The organism is uncultured Dialister sp., assembly GCA_900314595.1.
Lineage (GTDB): Bacteria > Bacillota > Negativicutes > Veillonellales > Dialisteraceae > Dialister.
Genome location: OMVW01000020.1, coordinates 15739 through 33784, shown reverse-complemented (window position 1 = coordinate 33784; position 18046 = coordinate 15739). Strand labels below are relative to the sequence as shown.

Here is an 18046-nt window from a genome sequence, read left to right as displayed (position 1 = left end):
ACTGGCCAGAGCTATACAGAAATACTGATAAAACCGAAGCCACGGAGATAGTAATCATCGACAGTCAAATGAATTACCGAGGAAAACTTGACACTTACCTGCGGGTCTTTTTTGTTGCCTTAAACTCTGTATGATGATAGAATTAATTAGAGTTAAAAATGCAAACACTATCGTTGGGACTTGGCAGTATCTGGATCCACCGGGCTAAAGAAGAGTTCGAAATGGACGAATGGAAAGATCTGCTGAAATCACTTGGTGTGGAAGGCGAATGGGAAGGCATCGGGCATTGTGCGGTCGGTTATGTTGAAGGGGATAAGCCGGCAGCTGCAAAACGTAGAGAAGGCAGAGTGTATTGGGTTGCATAATACAATCTTTTAGTTGCGAAGGGAGGCCTTTTGTATTATGAAAAGTGGATTGGTTAAAGTCAGCGACGGCGCGCATATTTATTATGAGATGGAAGGCAGTGGCCGCCCCGTCGTGTTGATTCATGGCTGGGGCTGCTCGGGGCGGTTCTATAAAAAGAACATGGAGGGCCTGAAAGACCGTTTTACGGTGGTGACCATCGATTTACGAGGTCATGGTCGTTCCTCCAAGGGGATTGACGGATACCGCATTGACCGGCTTGCACAGGATATTCATGAAGTCATTATGAATCTGGATTTGCATGATATGATTCTGATGGGCTGGTCTATGGGCGGGCCGACTATGCTGTCGTACTGGAAACAGTTTGGTAAAGAAGAAGGAAGGCTGGCCGGGCTAGGCCTGATCGACATGACGCCGTTCCCGTTCAGCAGCGGCGCTTGGAATTCACACGGCCTGCGCGATTATAACATGGAAGGCTTCAACGCATTTGTCGGTGCGATTTTGAAAGACCGTGACGCCTTTGCCACAGCGTTTGCCAAAAAAATCTTTAAAGATGGCGTGATACCGCCCGGTATGGACTGGCTGCATGAGGAGATGATGAAACTGCCGCCGTATTTGGGAATCGCGCTGTATGGCGATTACTGCTACAGTGACTATACCGATGTGCTGTCCACGATTACCGTCCCGGTTTTGGTGGTCGCTGCGGATAGCGGCATTTTCCCGAAAAGCGTGGAGCAGGGGAAATGGATCGCTGCTCAGATTCCCAAGGGAGAGTTTGTTCCATTTTATGAAGGCGGGCATCTACTGTTCTGGTTGGAAGCAGACAAATTTAACCAGGCAGTAACCGATTTTGCGAACAGGTTATGATGTATACCGATCCAATAATATGCTGGAGTGATAATAGTGTACGTAAGATATAATTAAATGTTTAATTAGTGCATCCCGCAAGTTTTTGCGGGATTTTTTTATTTCCTCCCGGCCTTCGCGCCACTACCTGATTGATGGAGTACTGCTAAAATGTCGTAAGCGTGATATAATACATATGATATTTCACTGTTAAGAAACAGGCAGAGCGTAAAATCGCCCAGAATGTCCGGAGTGAGGCGCAGAAGCGTAAAATGAGAAACTATAACTGGCCAGAGCTATACAGAAATACTGATAAAACCGAAGCCACGGAGATAGTAATCATCGACAGTCAAATGAATTACCGAGGAAAACTTGACACTTACCATGGACTGCGTAATGCATTGGCAGGCGTGATTTTTGTATTTGCCGCCCAGCTGGTAACGCGACGGAGCCTCTTTCATCCTTCCTGGCGGCCGGGCCTGGTTATTTTCTATCTCTGGCTTGGCGCGTTCTCTTATATCCAGGCAAAATCCGGTGGAAACTGGGGCATTCGGGTAGAGGCACTCAACAATGATGTGCTTACCCTTATGCCCGTTTTAGTGCTCACGTTTTTGATGGAATACGTAGGCTCTATCTGCTGGAAAATCAGGCCTTTCCTTCGGATATTCAATTTTCTTCTCATTGGCTACCTTTCTCTGAGCGCCTTTGTCTACATGACCTATTACAAAATCTTTGGCGCCGGATTTACTTCTACGGACATGATTTCCGTGCTCCTTACCAATTCGAAGGAGGCCATGGAATTCCTCCAGTCCCACTTGGGCTTTGGCTCCCTGGGAGTGGTACTGGTACTGTTTGCGGTCTATATGATTTTTATTGGACGGCTCATTGTCAAGGGAAGCCGAATTGATGAAAATGGGGGGGTTACATCGCCTTCATTAATCAGAAAGATTATTATTGCGGTTCTTACTATAGCGGCACTGGTGACCATAGCCCACTGGATTCCCCAGATCTTCCCAGCCTGGCCCTATCATGTAGCTCACAAGTACCTGATAAGAGCAAAGGCAGCTATGGCTAAACATGATGAAAATATGGAAAAGTTCCATTTCATAGGGAACGCACCAGATAAAATGCAGGGAACGATCATAGTTGTCATTGGCGAAAGTGCAAATCGGAACCATATGAAGGCATTTAATCCGGCCTATCCGGCTGAAACAACTCCATGGCTTTCTTCCCAAAAAGATAACGCTGATTTTTATCTTCTAAAAAATACATATTCTTGTTATCCGCTGACCGAGAAATCCCTCTCCATGGCGTTGACAAATCTTAACCAGTATAATGGAGTAGATAGGAATGATATGATAACGATTACGGATGTGGCGAATAAAGTTGGTTATAATAGTTACTTTATTAGCAATCAGGCTCCATCACCAGGAAATATGACATTAGCTCTTGTTTCTGGTTCATCGAAAAAGAGCTTCACTACCACTCATCCTGGCGGGGATGATATGAAGGTTATGGATTATCTTAAGGCAGTTCCAACAACAGAGAGCAATTTCATTGTGATTCATCTGGAAGGAAGTCACGATCGGTATCGGGATCGGATACCACCTGATTTTGACAGAATTCATGTGGATGGGAATTCGGAAAAAGTCGATGATTATGATTCCAGCATTAAATATACAGATGAAGTGCTGAAGAATATATATCAGTATGCAAAGGATAATCTAAATCTAGAAGCCATGGTGTACTTTGGGGATCATGGAGAAGATATGGTTCGTTTCCATGGAGATGGAATATTTACGTGGGATATGATACATTCCCCCTGTTTCGTTTATCTGTCATCGGAATATAAAAATAACCATTCCGCTGTGGCTAACAATCTAAGAGTAAATGAGAATCGTATATTTACCAATGATTTGGTCTATGACATGGTTTGTGGTATTATGGGGGCGATCAATAATGAATATGATACTGTATATGATATTTCCTCGCTCCATTATGGCCTGACTTGGGATAAGGCTGTTTCTAAAAATGGGGATGTGAAGATTCAGGAAGATCCAACAACCTCAAAATAATTAAAGAAGTAAACAAAAGGGATTCGTTATGCAAATTGCTAAATTGAACGGCATTGCTGGGGTGGTAATAAGTCTGTTTCTTGTTATGTTATCGTGCCGTTTTACCGCTGCCTATTCCAGCTATGCATTTATAATTTTCGCTATATTTTTTATTGGTGATGCAGCTTTTTCTTATAAAAAGAGATGTCGTTTTTACCAAAGGTTACGAAGCCATTCGTTTATATGGCTTTGGGGATCTTAGCTCTTTATTTTCTGTTTATCTTATCAGCAGTACTACATGAAGATTACCGGGATATATCAAGGGCTGTAAATCATTTTGCTTTGGTAATCCCCTTCTTCATGACTTGGTGGATTTCAGCAAAGTATCAAGTAGAAAAAGGAATCAGATGGGGGATTCTGGTTGGATTGGCGATTGCCTGTGCTATTGGTCTATACCAGTGGTATTTGCAACCAGGGATTCGAATTTTAAGCCTTATGCTCATCCTAACCATTTTGGTACTATGATTAATCTTATGGCACCTTGTATTGTATATGCAGATATTAAAAATAAGGACAAATGGTATAGGATTCTATCTGTTATTGTTTTGGCATCTGCTATTGTCTGTCTTGTAATGACTCGTTCCAGGGGAGCACTTATTGCGCTTTCCGCATCGGTTATCATAGGCATAATAATAGCTGTATTTGAAACGAGAAATTTTATTTCACCTTTGGTAAAAAAAATAAGTATTATTGTGGTTGCTGCTACAATTATTTTTGCTGGTTTGGGTGCTTACTATATGCAAAGCGGTCGGCATGAAGTCAAACTGGGTGGAGAAAGAGGTTCGATGATTACAGCATCTATCCAGATGTGGGAAGAACACAAAATGATTGGTGTTGGTGCGGACCACTGGGAGGAAAACTATTACGGGAAATATCATCCTATAAATGTACATGAGCAGGGCCTTAGTATGCTCCATAACATGATGCTCTATTATATGTCTACCGGCGGAACTTTAGGCGGTTTTGGCTATTTAATCTACTTGGCAGCAACTATAGCAGGACTCTATGCAACTGTTAGAAAGCAACGCGATTATTATTGGTGCCTTTTAATTTCGATCATATTTTTATCGTTCTTTTTACAGGGGATGGTAGATACGACTATAATTAATAAAATTCCAAGTAGGATGTATTTCGCATTGATGGGGATTATAGCAGGTAGCATGCGATTAAAATCAAACTTAAAATAGAATAATTGAGTTTATATATGTGGGGTATCATGGTTGAGATTCTTCAAATAGTATTTGACCCTTTTATTATCAGTGCAATTATATATGGGTTTGCTATTATTGCAGGATGCACAAATCTATATAAATGGCGTGGGCTAAGAATAGGATTATTTGGTCTTATTTATATGGCTTTGTCATCTTGGGCTTCCGGCATTTCTTTTTTATCAGCAGATGGAGTGCTATTCGTCTTTCTTGTATTTTGTTGGACATTGCCTTTTGCATGGGTCAGGGGACATGCATTGTCACCGGAAGATAAGGATTTTTCTCGAATGAAGAGTGAGTATACATTCGGAATGGCATTTACTTCACTTGTTATAACTCTTCCTCGGTTTGGGAAATGGGGGCAGACTGCAGATTCAATCATAGTTCCGCTATTTATACTTTTTACCATTGTTTCTGTTGGGAGTTATTTATGGTATTTTTCAAAATATCATAATGTTTTCCAGAGTGGTGATATGATTCCTGTATTGCTTACAAATCTCAAAGAGGCAAGCGCATTCATCTTGGATGAAGTTGGAATCCTAAGGCTTTTTATGTGCTTGGCTACATGTATTTTATTGGTAGGAGGATTTTCTGCATATTATCTTGGGCTATCAATCAATTATTCAAAGGGTGGCTCTTTTTACGGGGCTTTTATTTGGGGTCTGCTCTGTTTTGTGGTGTCATTAAAATATGTAATGTCCAGTTATCCTATAAAACACCTGAAAGAAGCTCGGAGAAGTATCTTAGCTATGAAGAAAATCAGCAAGGTTCATGGAGATAATATTAAAAAATTGGACGTTCACTTGGAGGATGGTCATCCGGGGACTACGGTTCTTATTATCGGTGAGAGTGCAAATAGGAATCACATGAGAGCCTTCAATGAGGGCTATTTTGCAGATACCACCCCCTGGGAAACAGAGATGAAAAAGGCTTCACATTTTTATTTTCTGGATAAAGCTTATGCCTGTTTCTCGCAGACTGCACAGGTCCTATCCTATATGCTGACAGGGATGAATCAGTATAACCACCAAGATCCTTCCTATATGGTGTCACTGGTTGATGCAGCGAAAGCGGCAGGAATGGATACATGGTGGATAAGTAATCAGGGGGCTAATGATACACTTACGGTTTCAATCGCTAAAGAAGCAAATCATCAGCTATGGACGATTGCAAGGCAGGGGGATGATAGCCAGATTTTGGACCTATTGAGCGAAATCCCGGATAAAGGGAACCATTTTATTGTTATTCACCTCATGGGGAGCCATATTAGGTATAAGGATCGGGTGCCGAAAGAATATGTAAAAGAAATCGGCTCAAAGCTGGATAAGCCTCTTGGTGATTATGATATGTCCATTATGTATACAGATTATATACTGCATGGGATATATGATTTTCTTATGAAACGCATCCATCCGGATTCTATCATTTATGTTTCGGATCACGGTGAGGATATGAAATATACTCATGGAACAGGCCATTTCACATTTGACATGGTTCGTATACCATGCTGGATTTATGCTTCTTCGGAACTGAAAAAAAAGAGGCCAGAGCTGGATAAGCATCTGCGGGGAAACAGCCTTGGAGTATTTACCAATGACCTTGTATTTGACACGGTAAGCGGACTCATGGGAGTTAGGACATCTGCTTATTCCCCACAATGTGATTTATCTTCAGATTCATATGACTTACCTGTTGAGGTTTCTTGCACTATGCACGGAAAAGTAAAATTGGAATCGGATATGTAAAGGAGATAAAATGACTGGAATTGTTGTATCCATTATTGTCCCGGTTTATAAAGCGGAGAAATATTTGAAGAAGTGCCTGAACACATTGGTCCATCAGACGGCGACTAATTATGAAGTGCTTTTAATTGATGATGGTTCCCCGGATAATTCAGGTAAGATTTGTGATTCGTATGCTGGTACTCACGGGTTCGTGTATTCCATCAGGAAAATCAGGGAGTTACCAGGACTCGTGAAACGGCTATAAAAAAGGCACGTGGTGACTATATTATCTGGGTAGATGCAGATGATTATGCTGACAAGAATCTTGTCGCAAAGGTGGTAGAAAAATTTATGCAAACAGGTGCGGATCTGGTAGCATATGGGACAAGGGATATTGAAGAAGGAGTTTTAACAAAAACCCATTTGCCTCAAGAAGAGGATTTAACAGTCATGCAGGAGAAGGCTGTCATGGGAAGATATTCTACTCTTTGGAACTTTAGTGTGTCCCGTACTATGTGGATTGATAAACATGCACCTTCTGAGATGGCAAGGTCTGCAGCTGATGGCTATATGGCTATCCAAATGTTTTTGGAGGCTCGTAAAATAGCGGTTATCGAAGAACCTCTTTATTATCATCTTATTGACAATCCAACTTCTATCCGGCATACATTTAATGGAAAGAGATATATGGGAAATTTTTATCTCTGGTATTATCGGCTTATGATCTGCAGAAAACATTTTCCGCATCATATTGAACATTTTGAACATTGTACCAGCAGGGCCTTTTCTGGTGCAGTTAAGGCTTACAGCATGGCGGTTCTGTTACATGATTTGTCTAGTAAACACACAAATGAGCTCTTTGAAGCTATTAGAACGCTTTGGCCTTATCCCATAAAAGGACGTTGGTGTGATAAATTTCTTGGTTGGTGTATATTGCATAATATGGATATTTTTTGTGTATTCTATGCTAGGCATAAAATTAGCAAGATGAAAAAATAATAATATAACATTGTTTATTAATAGAGGCTTGTAAATCAATAAGCTTGCAGTCATAGGATTTTAAAGGAAAATCATGAGGATTACAATAGCTCATTTTGGGACCCATTATGTGGATATGCCAGGAGGAGTAGAAAAGCTGACCTGCTACCTGTCCAGTGACCTTGTGAAAAAAGGATATGATGTGACTGTACTGTATCGGGATGGAATAGAAGGGAATCCCCATTTCCCTATTGATTCTAAGGTGAGACAGCTCAATATTCTCTTTGAAAATAGACATAAAGTGGTCTCAGAAAAATTGCCTTTTACCCTGCGGGTATATCGAGAATTGGCTCGGCTTTTCAGTCAGAAAAAGGCGCAGGGCATCAATGCAGAATTTACAGGAAGACCGTATGGTCCACGGATACGCCGATTCCTGAATGAATATCCGGCAGATGTCATTCTTTCCTGTTCTGCACCTTCTACGAAGTATGTAATTACTGATGCTGATTATCAGGGATCTGTAATTACCATGTTCCGTGGTGATCCGGCGGTGCAGATGCCCCTTCTTTCTGATGAGGAAAGGGAGGCAGTTGCTAAAAGTGCAGCTATCCAGGTTCTCTGGCCATCGAAGGTAGAAGTTGCGAAGAAATATTTTCCCGGCGTTCCGGTGGTGGCAATCGGAAATGCAGCCTTTCCAGCAGAGTACCAGGCTACTCCAGGGAAAGAAAAGGGAAAACACCTTATTTCCTGTGTAGGAAACGTATCTGGGAGGAAAAATCAGAAATTGCTGGTCCAGGCCTTTGCAACATTGGCAAATCGGTATCCGGACTGGAATGTAGAATTCTGGGGAGAGAAAAGTTCCCATTATGCCAGAAGTATGGAAGAGGAAATCAAAGCATCTGGGAGACCGAATTTTACTGAAAGGCAAAACAAACCACATCGAAGAGGTTTATTATCGGAGTGATATTTTTTGCATTCCCAGTACCAGTGAAGGATTTCCACAGGGACTGGCGGAAGCCATGTCGGCAGGGCTTCCTTGTATCGGGCTCAAGACCTGCGGTGGTACCAATGAGCTGATTCATGAAGGAGAAACTGGCTTTTTGGTGGATAATGAACAGATGTTATTATCCAAGGCCTTGTCTGCATTAATGGATGATGCAGATCTTAGAATCCGGATGGGCAAGACAGGTCGTGAACTAGTGCAGCAGTACAAGCCAGACTGTATGTGGACTATGTGGGAAGAGCTGATACACAAGGTCAGTAAGATTTGAATTGAAAAGCGGTATGAACAAATCAGTTCATACCGCTTTTGTTTTTCTGGTTTTCAGTTTTTCTTAAATTGCTTTCGATTTAGGAATGTATTCATCATGCCGAAGAGGATAAAGGCCGCAGATAAGGCTGCTGCCCAAATGGGCCAGTAAAAGAATGTGCAGATAATAAAAAATGCCAGACAAATAATGATGGCCGGCAAGTGCAGCTGGTCTGCACTTGCGCCCTTGTTATCGGGATAGTGGATTTCGCTGACCATAAGAAAGGCCAGGATGAGCACGCAGATTACGGCCAGCCAGTTCCAGATCTTAGCCCCCGAGAGGACATAGGATGCCACGATGATGCCGGTCATTGGGCAGGGGAGCCCTTCGAAATAACCGTGAACGCTGGTGACTTTTACATTAAATCTGGCCAGTCGAAAGGCACAGAATGTACCAAGCAGGGCGCAGGGAATGAATCCGAGGGGACCCACTTCATGAAGCTGGTAGGCGTACATGAGGGCCCCAGCAGCGATGCCAAAGGAAATATCATCGGAAAGGGAATCCAGTTCTACTCCCATGGGACCAGCGGTATGTAAGGCCCGGGCTACACGGCCGTCCAGGGCGTCTGCCACCATGGCAATCAGAATGAACACAGCAGCGGTTTTAAAATTTCCGGATATGGACATCATGATAGACAGCCCGCCAAAAAATGCATTTGCCGCGGTCACTGTATTTGCTACCCATGATTTATTCACTTATTTCAGCCTCCCTACCACCGTGAGACCGCCTTTCACTTTGTCCCCTCTTTTGACAAGGATATCGCAGTCTCCAGGAATATAGAGCTCCGTACAAGAGCCAAATTTAATCATACCATAGAGTTCCCCCTTTTCCAAATGGTCACCCAGATTCTTCCAGGACACCACCCGCCTAGCTAAGATGCCTGCAATGAGGATGACCAGGATAGACCGCTTCTTGCCGGTAATACCGATGGCACCCTGTTCATTGACGAAGCCTACACCTTCTTTATAGGCGGGAAGAAATCGGCCCTGAGTGTAGGACTGATATTTGATGTCTCCTTCCATAGGAGCCCTATTGCAGTGGACATTGAAGATGGAAAGGAAGATGGTAATCTTGTGGCATTTTTCTCCAAGAAACATGTCCTCTTCCACATCTTGAGATACATCCACTACTGTGCCGTCCGCAGGAGAGACGAGGGTATCATCACCTGCAGGAATTTTGTTGTTTCTCGGCGGGCAGCGGAAGAAATAAGTGAAGTATAGACACAAAATGAAAGGAATGACTGCCAAGTAATACCATTTCATATAGTATAAGGCAGCACCGAAAAAGAATGTCACAAGGATAAATGGAAATCCTTCCGGCAATATAATCGGTTTCTTTGACATTATAGACTCCTACATTACTAAATCGCTTTACGAAATGATGATATAAAAAACCAACTAGCATTATACCATATTAGTTGGAGAAGCGATGATTAAATCACTCACGGGTTTAAACCTTTAATTATTTATTCAATGCAATAAATGGAAAAAGGAATAGAAAACTATTTAAAGAATTCCATAAAGGCGTAAGATGCTTATGCTGTTTGGCATAAAAAAAAGTAAAATATAAAATTCCTAATCCCATTTTATCGTTGATTTCAACATAGCCTTATTTTGAAATGAAAAACACCTGCAATCCATGTCTGCTTTTATAACAAAGATGGTGTACAATATATTTAATACATTAGGACGTCTATCATACATAGAGTAATAGTTCTTAACAGGGAGGAACAGTCATGAATATAGCAGTAGCAGGTACGGGATATGTAGGCCTTTCATTAGCTACTCTTCTTTCGCAGCACAACCATGTGATGGCAGTGGACATCATTCCGGAAAAGGTGGATATGGTGAATCATCGGAAGTCGCCCATCCAGGATGAATACATAGAGAAGTATCTGGCAGAGAAGGATTTGGATCTCACGGCTACCATGGATGCCGAGGCAGCTTACAAAAATGCGGATTTCGTCATTATAGCAACACCCACCAACTACGACAGCCAGCGGAATTTCTTTGATACTTCCTCCGTGGAAGCAGTCATCAGACTGGTGATGAAATATAATCCAAATGCCATTATGGTCATCAAATCCACCATTCCCGTAGGCTACACGAAAATGATCCGCGAAAAGATGGGCTCAAAAAATATCATTTTCAGCCCTGAATTCCTCCGCGAATCGAAAGCTCTCTATGATAACCTGTACCCCAGCCGTATCATCGTGGGCACCGATCTTTCCGATGAACGGCTGGTGAAAGCAGCCCACACATTTGCAGAACTCCTGCAGGAAGGGGCTATCAAGGATAATATTCCCACCCGTTTCATGGGATTTACCGAAGCAGAAGCAGTGAAACTTTTCGCCAATACCTACCTGGCTCTTCGTGTTTCCTATTTCAATGAACTGGATACCTATGCAGAACTGAAAGGCCTGGATACCCGTGAAATCATCGACGGAGTCTGCCTGGACCCCAGAATCGGGGAATTCTACAACAATCCCTCCTTCGGTTATGGCGGATACTGCCTGCCGAAAGACACGAAACAGCTTCTGGCCAACTATAAAGACGTGCCGGAAGACCTGATCGAAGCCATTGTGAAATCCAACTCCACCAGGAAAGACTTCATCGCAGACAGAGTGCTAGACAAAGCAGGTTACTACTCCGCCTCCAGCGATTACGATAAATCAAAGGAAAAACCGGTCACCATCGGCGTCTACCGCCTGACCATGAAATCCAACTCCGACAACTTCCGCCAGAGCTCCATCCAGGGAGTCATGAAACGGATCAAAGCCAAAGGAGCCGAAGTCATCATTTATGAACCGACATTGGAAGACGGAACCACCTTCTTCGGAAGCCGGATCGTCAATGACCTTGCGAAATTCAAGAAAGAAAGCCTCGCCATCATCGCAAACCGGTATGATCATTCTCTCGATGATGTGAGGGAAAGAGTGTATACCAGAGATCTCTTTGAAAGAGATTGACCTTGGCAAAATTTTAAAATCTTAAGTGTTGCTTTTGAATCATGGATAATAAGGGAAACTCCATGACTCAGGAGTGATATGCTTGTTTTGATAGTTGATGCTGCTTTCTGATTGGATGGGTTATTTCATATGTCCTTTAACTATTATGGTTTTTGTATGCAGTCCACTGAGATATTTAAATTCTAGGACTTGAAGACATTATGGGAAATATCTATTAAGCATAAATATATATTGATGGGATGAGGGTTTAAGCTTAATTGATCAGGGAAAGTATCTTATTCCTCAGTAGGATACTTGGAAAAGAGCAAAGGATATTGATTTTGAGACTTTACTCAGGAAGTTCATCCTGAAAGCAAATCACACTTCCGGTAGATTTATTATCTGCCAGGATAAAGAATATTTTGATAAGAAAGACATTTGTGCTAAGTTAAACAATCGGCTTGGCGAGCTTACTTTTCCTTGCAAATGGCAAGGGGCGTTTTGAACCGGAAATTTGAGATAAAAGACTGGAGAATATACTGAATTTAGATATAATTAATTCAAAGTATATTATTAAAAATAAAGACATTCCAGTTAACCTTACTATATGGTTATGTTGTTTATTGTGAACTGCTTTGTGTAAAGGCAAGAAAATTTCCAGGCTTTACTGTATAATAAATACAGTGTTTTAAACATATTTTTGGGAGCATGCGAGAAATAACATTTCTGCCAGTTTTTTACTGCAGCTCTTTTATTGTATAGTCTTGTTGAACAATTCTGATTTTGCGATTTTATATGTTTAATTCTTTCGGAGCTTTCCTATGGCCAATACGGGACATCTTATAAAACTGGTATTTGAGCCGGTTTTGATGGTCACAATTATTTACATATTGGCGAAGCTTTTTCATTGCACCAGGGTTTTGCGGTGGCGGGGGATCCGTTTCGGCATTCTTGGCATGATTCTGCTTTGGGCAGCGGAGGTGGTGACGGGGCTTACCATTTTCCGCGGCTCCTGGATGCCGGGAATGGCTTTTTTCCTGCTGATGGTGGTGCCTTATGCCTATATACGGGGCCATTCGGATTCGCTGGAGGTCCGGGATTTTTCTAAATTGAAGAATCATTTCATCACCGGAATCAGCGGGATGGTCATTTTCTTCATCCTGGAAGTGGTGAAGGCTCATTTTTTTCTGGGCATTATCATAAGCATGGCGGAATGGCTGGCTTTGATCATAGCCATGTCCTGTGCATTTTCGTGTTTCGTGTATTACCTGATTTATCATAATCTTTTCCAGACAGATGACATGCTGCCCATTCTTCTGACGGATCTGGGGGAGGCTTCGGCTTTTCTGCGGGGTCAGATCGGTGTGGGGAAAATTATAGGTACTGTATTTTCCATCTGTGTGTGCTCCATCATTACGGAGTGGCTGGTCATTACGGTGAAGAGGATTCCTAATGGGATTTCTCCTTTGTATCTTGGCATTGTATTTGTGGTTTCCCTGTTTCTTTTCATCCGTTATGTGAGGGGATGTTTCCCAGTCCATGAATATCTGTGGGCGAAGAAGCATATCCGGGATATGGAGAAGGTACGGGGGCAGCATCGGGAGAATCTGAAAAAGCTGGAGGTGGAGACAGAAAATACGCCTGACCGTATTGTCCTTGTCATCGGGGAAAGCGCAAACCGGGATCACATGAAGGCGTTCAACCCGGATTATCCCGTGGATTCCACGCCCTGGGAAACGAGGATGAAGGAGGAGAAGGGATTTTATCTCTTTCCCCGCAGTTATTCGAATTTTACCCAGACTGCCCAGGTGATGGAGCAGATGCTGACGGGGATGAATCAGTATGGTCATGAGTCCGGTGAATATTTCATCACGCTCATGGATATTGCCCGGAAGGCTGGCATGGAAACCTGGTGGCTCAGCAATCAGGAAGATAATGATTTCTTTTCTGAATATATAGCCAATCAGGCGGATTATCGGCTCTGGACGGAGCACCGCAAGGGGGATGACCGTCAATTCCTTTCCATGCTGGAGAAGCTTCCAAAGAAAGGAAAACAATTCATCATTATTCATCTCATGGGAAGTCATCTGCGGTATGAGGACCGGATTCCTGAGGGCATGCATCTGCTTCCTACTCCGGGTGCCGGCAGGGATGTCCGTGCTTACGATACGTCTCTGCTTTATACGGATCAGCTTCTTCAGGATATGATGGAGTGGAACCGGCAGAGGGCAGGAACTTCTGCATTTCTCTATGTTTCTGACCATGCAGAGGATATGGTTTATACTCATGGGACCGGTCACATGTCTTTCGATATGGTGAGGATTCCTTTCTGGATTTATCTGTCTCCGGAAATGGAGTCGGTCAATCCGGAGCTGGCGGCCGGCCTTTCGGCAAACAGGAATGCCCTTTTCACGAATGATCTGATTTATGATACGGCCTGCGGTTTGATGCAGGCACCCAATTCCATGTATGTGAAACGGTTTGATATTTCTTCCCGTAGCTACGATCTGAAGGAGAATGAGGCCATGACTATGCATGGGAAGATAAAAATCTGTGAGGATCCGATGCTGAGAAAATAATCTTTCCTGGAGGAGGGTAGATTTTTCAGTAATTTTCATGAATTTAAAAGATAAAAAATGCGGCCCGAATCATTATTCTGCGTTACAATAGATACAGGCCACATATTTTATGTATTGTTTATGATTTGGCTTGCACGGAATGACGGATAATGACTCCGAGGAATCAAACATGGGAGCTATAATGACTCTGAACATTGCCAATGTATCGATTGGACTTATATTTTTCATATTGACGGTGCGCTTTTCGGCGTCCTATTTTTCCTATGCCCTGGCAGTGTTTATCCTTTTTCTGATTTATGATTTCTATATCAGCCGGAAGGAAAAGAAGCCTTTTTTGGAATTGCAGAAAGAAATCATCGCGCTGGCTCTGAGCATCATCATTTTCTTCGGCCTCCTCGTGGTGGATAGTCTGGTTCTGCAGGACCGGGGGAGTATCAATAAGGTTTTCTGGGTGGAATGGCTATCCATTCCGCTCCTTATGACCTGGTGGATCCGGCGGAAATACGCGGTGGATCTGGGAGTGGAAATAGGGATCCTGGCAGGAATGATCGTGGCCTGCGGATTTGGCTTCTGGCAGGCCATGCATCCTCTTGAACCGAATATGCGAAGTCTCAGCTTTTATGCTCATCCCAATCATTTTGGGACCATGATTAATCTGACGCTCCCCTTTCTTTTCACTTTTGCCTTGAAGGAAAAGCGGCAGTGGCTGAAAATCATGGAAATACTGGTCGTTGCCATGCAGATGGGATGTCTGTATCTCGCCGGGTCCCGGGGAGCTATGGCAGCTTTCGGCCTGAGTGTCCCGCTGGCAACTGTTTTGGGCCTGATTATGATGCGGGATAGAATTACACCTCTGACAAAGAAGATTGCCATAGCGGCCATAGTTCTTTCTATTGCTGTCGGCGGAGCTTTCTTCTATGTCCGTCAGCAGGAGGTTTCAGGAACCCAGGAAATCGGCGGGGAACGAATCCAGATGGCTATTGCCAGCGTGGAAATGTGGAAGGACCATAAAGTCTGGGGCGTTGGTATGTCCAGATGGAAAGATAATTATTACGGCGAATATCATCCGGCAGACGGGAAAGAAGTGGGTCTCAGCATGCCCCATAATATGCCTCTCTATTTCCTTTCTACGGCAGGCCTTGTGGGCTTTGCAGGATATGTGCTCTTCGTGGGAGTCACATTCTGGGCACTTTTGTCTATCGGACGAAAGAGTGATGATTTCTTCTTCTTCACAGCGGTCATGATTGCATTTCTTACCTTCTTTGCCCAGGGATTCGTGGATACCACGATTATTAATAAGATTCCGGCCCGAATGTATTATGGAATTCTGGGATACTACATCGCTGCGGGGGGACGATGTCTCCTGAGGGGAAGAAATGCGGAAGCAAAGGAAACGTGAATGGGAGAGCTTGGAAAGCTGGAAAAAAATATCAAGGGAAATCCGTCATCTGTAAAGGCGACGATTGTGATTCCCGTATATAATGGGGAGACTACCATCCGTCGTGCTTTGGAAAGTGCGATTCATCAGGAGACTGGGGAACCCTATGAAATTCTTGTCATCGATGACGGCTCCAGAGACCGGAGTCCTGCTATTGTGGATGAATATGCGAAGGCATATGACTGGGTCCGAGTCATCCATCAGAAGAATCAGGGTATTTCCAGAACCCGTGAAATTGCCATTTCTCTGGCGAAAGGAAACTTTATTTATTGGATTGATGCTGATGATTATGCGGATTCCCGTCTTCTTTCAAGGACTCTGCCCCTGCTGGATCAGGGCTTTGATATCGTGGCTTTTGGAGTGCGGTATTTCTACCAGAATGGAAAAACAGAGAAAGAAGTCCTGCGGGATCCGCATAAAACAAGTGAAGGATGGAAACGGGATACACTGAACGGTCAGCTGTCTACTCTGTGGGGCTATGTGGCAAAGAAAAATTTCATGAAAGAGGAAAAAGTACCATCAGACCTTTCCTATGCGGCGGAGGATGGGTATATCAATATCCGTGTTTTTGGCAAGGCAGAGAAAATCACGGCCATTCCGGATATCCTGTACTACCATCTCGAAGATAGTCCGTACTCTATCCGCCATACCATCAGCGGGAGAAATTATTATGGAAATGCGTCGCTGTGGCTCTACCGGCTCCATATTTCCGAAAAAACATATCCGGAAAATATCCGCCGGACCGCAGCCCGCGCTTTCAGCGGCTATGTGAAGGCTTTCTGCATCGATACCATGACTCATGATTTGAGTGAGGAAGAAAAAGATCACATCAAGTCGGCTTTGCGCGAATTGAAGAAATACTCCATTCCCGGAAGGCAGAGAGACAAATTCCTCGCCTGGGCCATCCTGAATGGTCATACATGGTTCTGCAGAAAATATGCGGAACATAAAAATAAAAAGACGGAAGAAATGAACCGGAAAATTGCGGGGAGAAAATAGAAAGAACTCTTAAAATGGCATCTATTTCGGCAGGCTCATCAAAAAGTGATCGGCTTCAGATTTCCCGGTCGGGTCCGCTCTTCACAGAGGGGACTGTATCTTGCTGATTGATGAAAAAGCGGGTTGAATAGTACTTTTTATAGAAATGAACAGGAAATATTTCTTTCGGGAAGTTGCCTTTTACGAGGATGGCTTCTTTTGCATAATAATAAATATGAAGCAAATGCTTATGATGGTAGAAATTTTATAAAGAGGACAGGAGAAACATGGAAAAGATTACTTTACAGCACAAGACGATCCTGATTACCGGAGCTGCGGGTTTTATCGGTTATTATTTGGCAAAACGGCTTTTAGGGGAAGGCATCGGTGCCACTATTGTGGGCATTGATAACCTGAATGATTATTACGATGTCCGTTTGAAGGAATATCGTTTATCCGAACTGGAAAAGGCAGCGGAAAACAGTGATTCGAAATGGGTATTCGTGAAAGGAAATATTGCCGACCGTGCTCTTGTAGAGGATCTTTTCCATACGTATAAATTTTCCATTGTAGTTAATCTGGCTGCCCAGGCCGGGGTACGTTATTCGATTACCAATCCCGATGTATACATCGAATCGAATCTTCTCGGTTTCTATAACATTCTGGAAAACTGCCGCCATTCTTATGACAATGGAGAAAAAGGGGTAGAACATCTCGTATATGCTTCTTCCTCCTCTGTGTATGGCGGAAATAAAAAAGTGCCCTTCAGCACGGATGATCGCGTGGACAACCCGGTTTCTCTCTATGCGGCTACGAAGAAATCGAATGAACTTCTGGCTCACTGCTATTCCAAGCTGTACAATATTCCTTCTACCGGTCTTCGTTTCTTTACTGTTTATGGACCGGCGGGCCGCCCGGATATGGCTTACTTTGGGTTCACCAATAAACTGAAGGCGGGAGAAACGATTAAGATTTTCAACTTTGGCCACTGCCAGAGGGATTTCACCTATGTAGATGATATCGTGGAAGGCATTCTTCGTGTCATGCAGGGGGCTCCGGAAAAGAAAACAGGAGAGGATGGACTTCCCATTCCGCCTTATGGAGTTTATAACATTGGCGGAGGACATCCGGAAAATCTTCTTGATTTCGTGGATATTCTTCAGCAGGAACTCCTTCGTGCCGGGGTTCTTCCCAAAGACTATGATTTCGAGGTTCATAAACAGCTTGTCCCGATGCAGCCCGGGGATGTACCGGTTACCTATGCAGATACCAAAGCCCTGGAAAGGGATTATGGCTACCGTCCTTCCACTACACTGAGAGAAGGACTTCGAAAATTCGCGGAATGGTATAAAGAATTTTATAAAGTGTAATGGATGCACTGATTTCGGAAATGTGGCATTTGGCGTATATTTGAACACTTTTATCTGACTAAAAACGGGTCTGTATCCTGATGGGGTACAGGCCTGTTTTTCTATTTCTACAAATTCCCGCAGTACGAACTGAAATGATATGATATAGACAGTAAATTCGGATTTTTATTTCCTTTCCGATGTCGGGGTGT

14 protein-coding genes and 1 pseudogene are annotated in these 18046 nt (G+C 43.3%); 13 read left to right on the top strand and 2 right to left on the bottom strand.

Annotated features, from left to right (window positions below; all coding sequences use genetic code 11):
- The first annotated feature begins 221 nt into the window (after positions 1-221).
- The 8 genes and pseudogenes from QZN42_RS06385 (at position 222) to QZN42_RS06345 (ending at position 8504) form a co-directional block, all read left to right on the top strand.
- Positions 222-365, top strand: coding sequence for a hypothetical protein (locus QZN42_RS06385; protein ID WP_296955522.1), 144 nt, complete (start codon positions 222-224; stop codon positions 363-365).
- 37 nt (positions 366-402) lie between these two features.
- On the top strand, positions 403-1230 hold the full coding sequence (locus tag QZN42_RS06380; RefSeq protein ID WP_296955519.1) for an alpha/beta fold hydrolase: 828 nt from the start codon (positions 403-405) through the stop codon (positions 1228-1230).
- 251 nt (positions 1231-1481) lie between these two features.
- Positions 1482-3284 carry a phosphoethanolamine transferase gene (locus QZN42_RS06375; RefSeq protein WP_296955516.1) on the top strand — a complete coding sequence of 601 codons (1803 nt, stop codon included), beginning with the start codon at positions 1482-1484 and terminating at the stop codon, positions 3282-3284.
- Between the two features lie 386 nt (positions 3285-3670).
- Positions 3671-4510, top strand: coding sequence for an O-antigen ligase (locus QZN42_RS06370; protein ID WP_296955512.1), 840 nt, complete (start codon positions 3671-3673; stop codon positions 4508-4510).
- Between the two features lie 29 nt (positions 4511-4539).
- Complete coding sequence (locus QZN42_RS06365) at positions 4540-6276, top strand: phosphoethanolamine transferase (RefSeq protein WP_296955510.1); 1737 nt, start codon at positions 4540-4542, stop codon at positions 6274-6276.
- Positions 6277-6286: 10 nt separating this feature from the next.
- A pseudogene (locus tag QZN42_RS06355) lies at positions 6287-7254 on the top strand (glycosyltransferase family 2 protein).
- Between the two features lie 73 nt (positions 7255-7327).
- Positions 7328-8197: a hypothetical protein gene (locus tag QZN42_RS06350; RefSeq protein ID WP_296955504.1), complete on the top strand. Its 870-nt coding sequence runs from the start codon at positions 7328-7330 to the stop codon at positions 8195-8197.
- Complete coding sequence (locus QZN42_RS06345; RefSeq protein WP_296955501.1) at positions 8100-8504, top strand: glycosyltransferase; 405 nt, start codon at positions 8100-8102, stop codon at positions 8502-8504. Before QZN42_RS06350 ends, QZN42_RS06345 begins: the two co-directional genes overlap by 98 nt.
- Positions 8505-8557: 53 nt before the next feature.
- On the opposite strand, the gene pssA is transcribed toward QZN42_RS06345, so the two are convergent.
- Complete coding sequence (gene pssA / locus QZN42_RS06340; RefSeq protein ID WP_296955496.1) at positions 8558-9238, bottom strand: CDP-diacylglycerol--serine O-phosphatidyltransferase; 681 nt, start codon at positions 9236-9238, stop codon at positions 8558-8560.
- Positions 9239-9886, bottom strand: coding sequence for a phosphatidylserine decarboxylase (locus QZN42_RS06335; RefSeq protein WP_296955493.1), 648 nt, complete (start codon positions 9884-9886; stop codon positions 9239-9241). It abuts the gene before it with no gap.
- Positions 9887-10278: 392 nt separating this feature from the next.
- Between QZN42_RS06335 and QZN42_RS06330 the strand changes: the two genes are divergently transcribed.
- The 5 genes from QZN42_RS06330 to QZN42_RS06310 all read left to right on the top strand — a co-directional run bounded on the left by QZN42_RS06330 (position 10279) and on the right by QZN42_RS06310 (position 17855).
- Complete coding sequence (locus tag QZN42_RS06330) at positions 10279-11511, top strand: nucleotide sugar dehydrogenase (RefSeq protein ID WP_296955489.1); 1233 nt, start codon at positions 10279-10281, stop codon at positions 11509-11511.
- An 800-nt stretch (positions 11512-12311) separates the two neighbouring features.
- Complete coding sequence (locus QZN42_RS06325) at positions 12312-14069, top strand: phosphoethanolamine transferase (protein ID WP_296955486.1); 1758 nt, start codon at positions 12312-12314, stop codon at positions 14067-14069.
- A gap of 181 nt (positions 14070-14250) precedes the next feature.
- Positions 14251-15468, top strand: coding sequence for an O-antigen ligase (locus tag QZN42_RS06320; RefSeq protein WP_296955484.1), 1218 nt, complete (start codon positions 14251-14253; stop codon positions 15466-15468).
- Entirely contained in the window at positions 15469-16506 is a 1038-nt protein-coding gene (locus QZN42_RS06315) for a glycosyltransferase family 2 protein (RefSeq protein WP_296955481.1), read from the top strand.
- A 266-nt stretch (positions 16507-16772) separates the two neighbouring features.
- Positions 16773-17855, top strand: coding sequence for an NAD-dependent epimerase/dehydratase family protein (locus QZN42_RS06310; protein WP_296955478.1), 1083 nt, complete (start codon positions 16773-16775; stop codon positions 17853-17855).
- Positions 17856-18046 lie beyond the last annotated feature (191 nt).

What these genes read in the sequence shown, in the direction of transcription:
- QZN42_RS06310 (WP_296955478.1), top strand. Translation starts at nt 16,773, where the DNA reads ATGGAAAAGATTACTTTACAGCACAAGACGATCCTGATTACCGGAGCT.
- QZN42_RS06365 (WP_296955510.1), top strand. Translation starts at nt 4,540, where the DNA reads ATGGTTGAGATTCTTCAAATAGTATTTGACCCTTTTATTATCAGTGCA.
- QZN42_RS06320 (WP_296955484.1), top strand. Translation starts at nt 14,251, where the DNA reads ATGACTCTGAACATTGCCAATGTATCGATTGGACTTATATTTTTCATA.
- QZN42_RS06385 (WP_296955522.1), top strand. Translation starts at nt 222, where the DNA reads ATGGACGAATGGAAAGATCTGCTGAAATCACTTGGTGTGGAAGGCGAA.
- QZN42_RS06330 (WP_296955489.1), top strand. Translation starts at nt 10,279, where the DNA reads ATGAATATAGCAGTAGCAGGTACGGGATATGTAGGCCTTTCATTAGCT.
- QZN42_RS06350 (WP_296955504.1), top strand. Translation starts at nt 7,328, where the DNA reads ATGAGGATTACAATAGCTCATTTTGGGACCCATTATGTGGATATGCCA.
- QZN42_RS06370 (WP_296955512.1), top strand. Translation starts at nt 3,671, where the DNA reads ATGGGGGATTCTGGTTGGATTGGCGATTGCCTGTGCTATTGGTCTATA.
- QZN42_RS06335 (WP_296955493.1), bottom strand. Translation starts at nt 9,886, where the DNA reads ATGTCAAAGAAACCGATTATATTGCCGGAAGGATTTCCATTTATCCTT.
- QZN42_RS06375 (WP_296955516.1), top strand. Translation starts at nt 1,482, where the DNA reads ATGAGAAACTATAACTGGCCAGAGCTATACAGAAATACTGATAAAACC.
- QZN42_RS06325 (WP_296955486.1), top strand. Translation starts at nt 12,312, where the DNA reads ATGGCCAATACGGGACATCTTATAAAACTGGTATTTGAGCCGGTTTTG.
- QZN42_RS06345 (WP_296955501.1), top strand. Translation starts at nt 8,100, where the DNA reads ATGCCAGAAGTATGGAAGAGGAAATCAAAGCATCTGGGAGACCGAATT.
- QZN42_RS06380 (WP_296955519.1), top strand. Translation starts at nt 403, where the DNA reads ATGAAAAGTGGATTGGTTAAAGTCAGCGACGGCGCGCATATTTATTAT.
- QZN42_RS06315 (WP_296955481.1), top strand. Translation starts at nt 15,469, where the DNA reads ATGGGAGAGCTTGGAAAGCTGGAAAAAAATATCAAGGGAAATCCGTCA.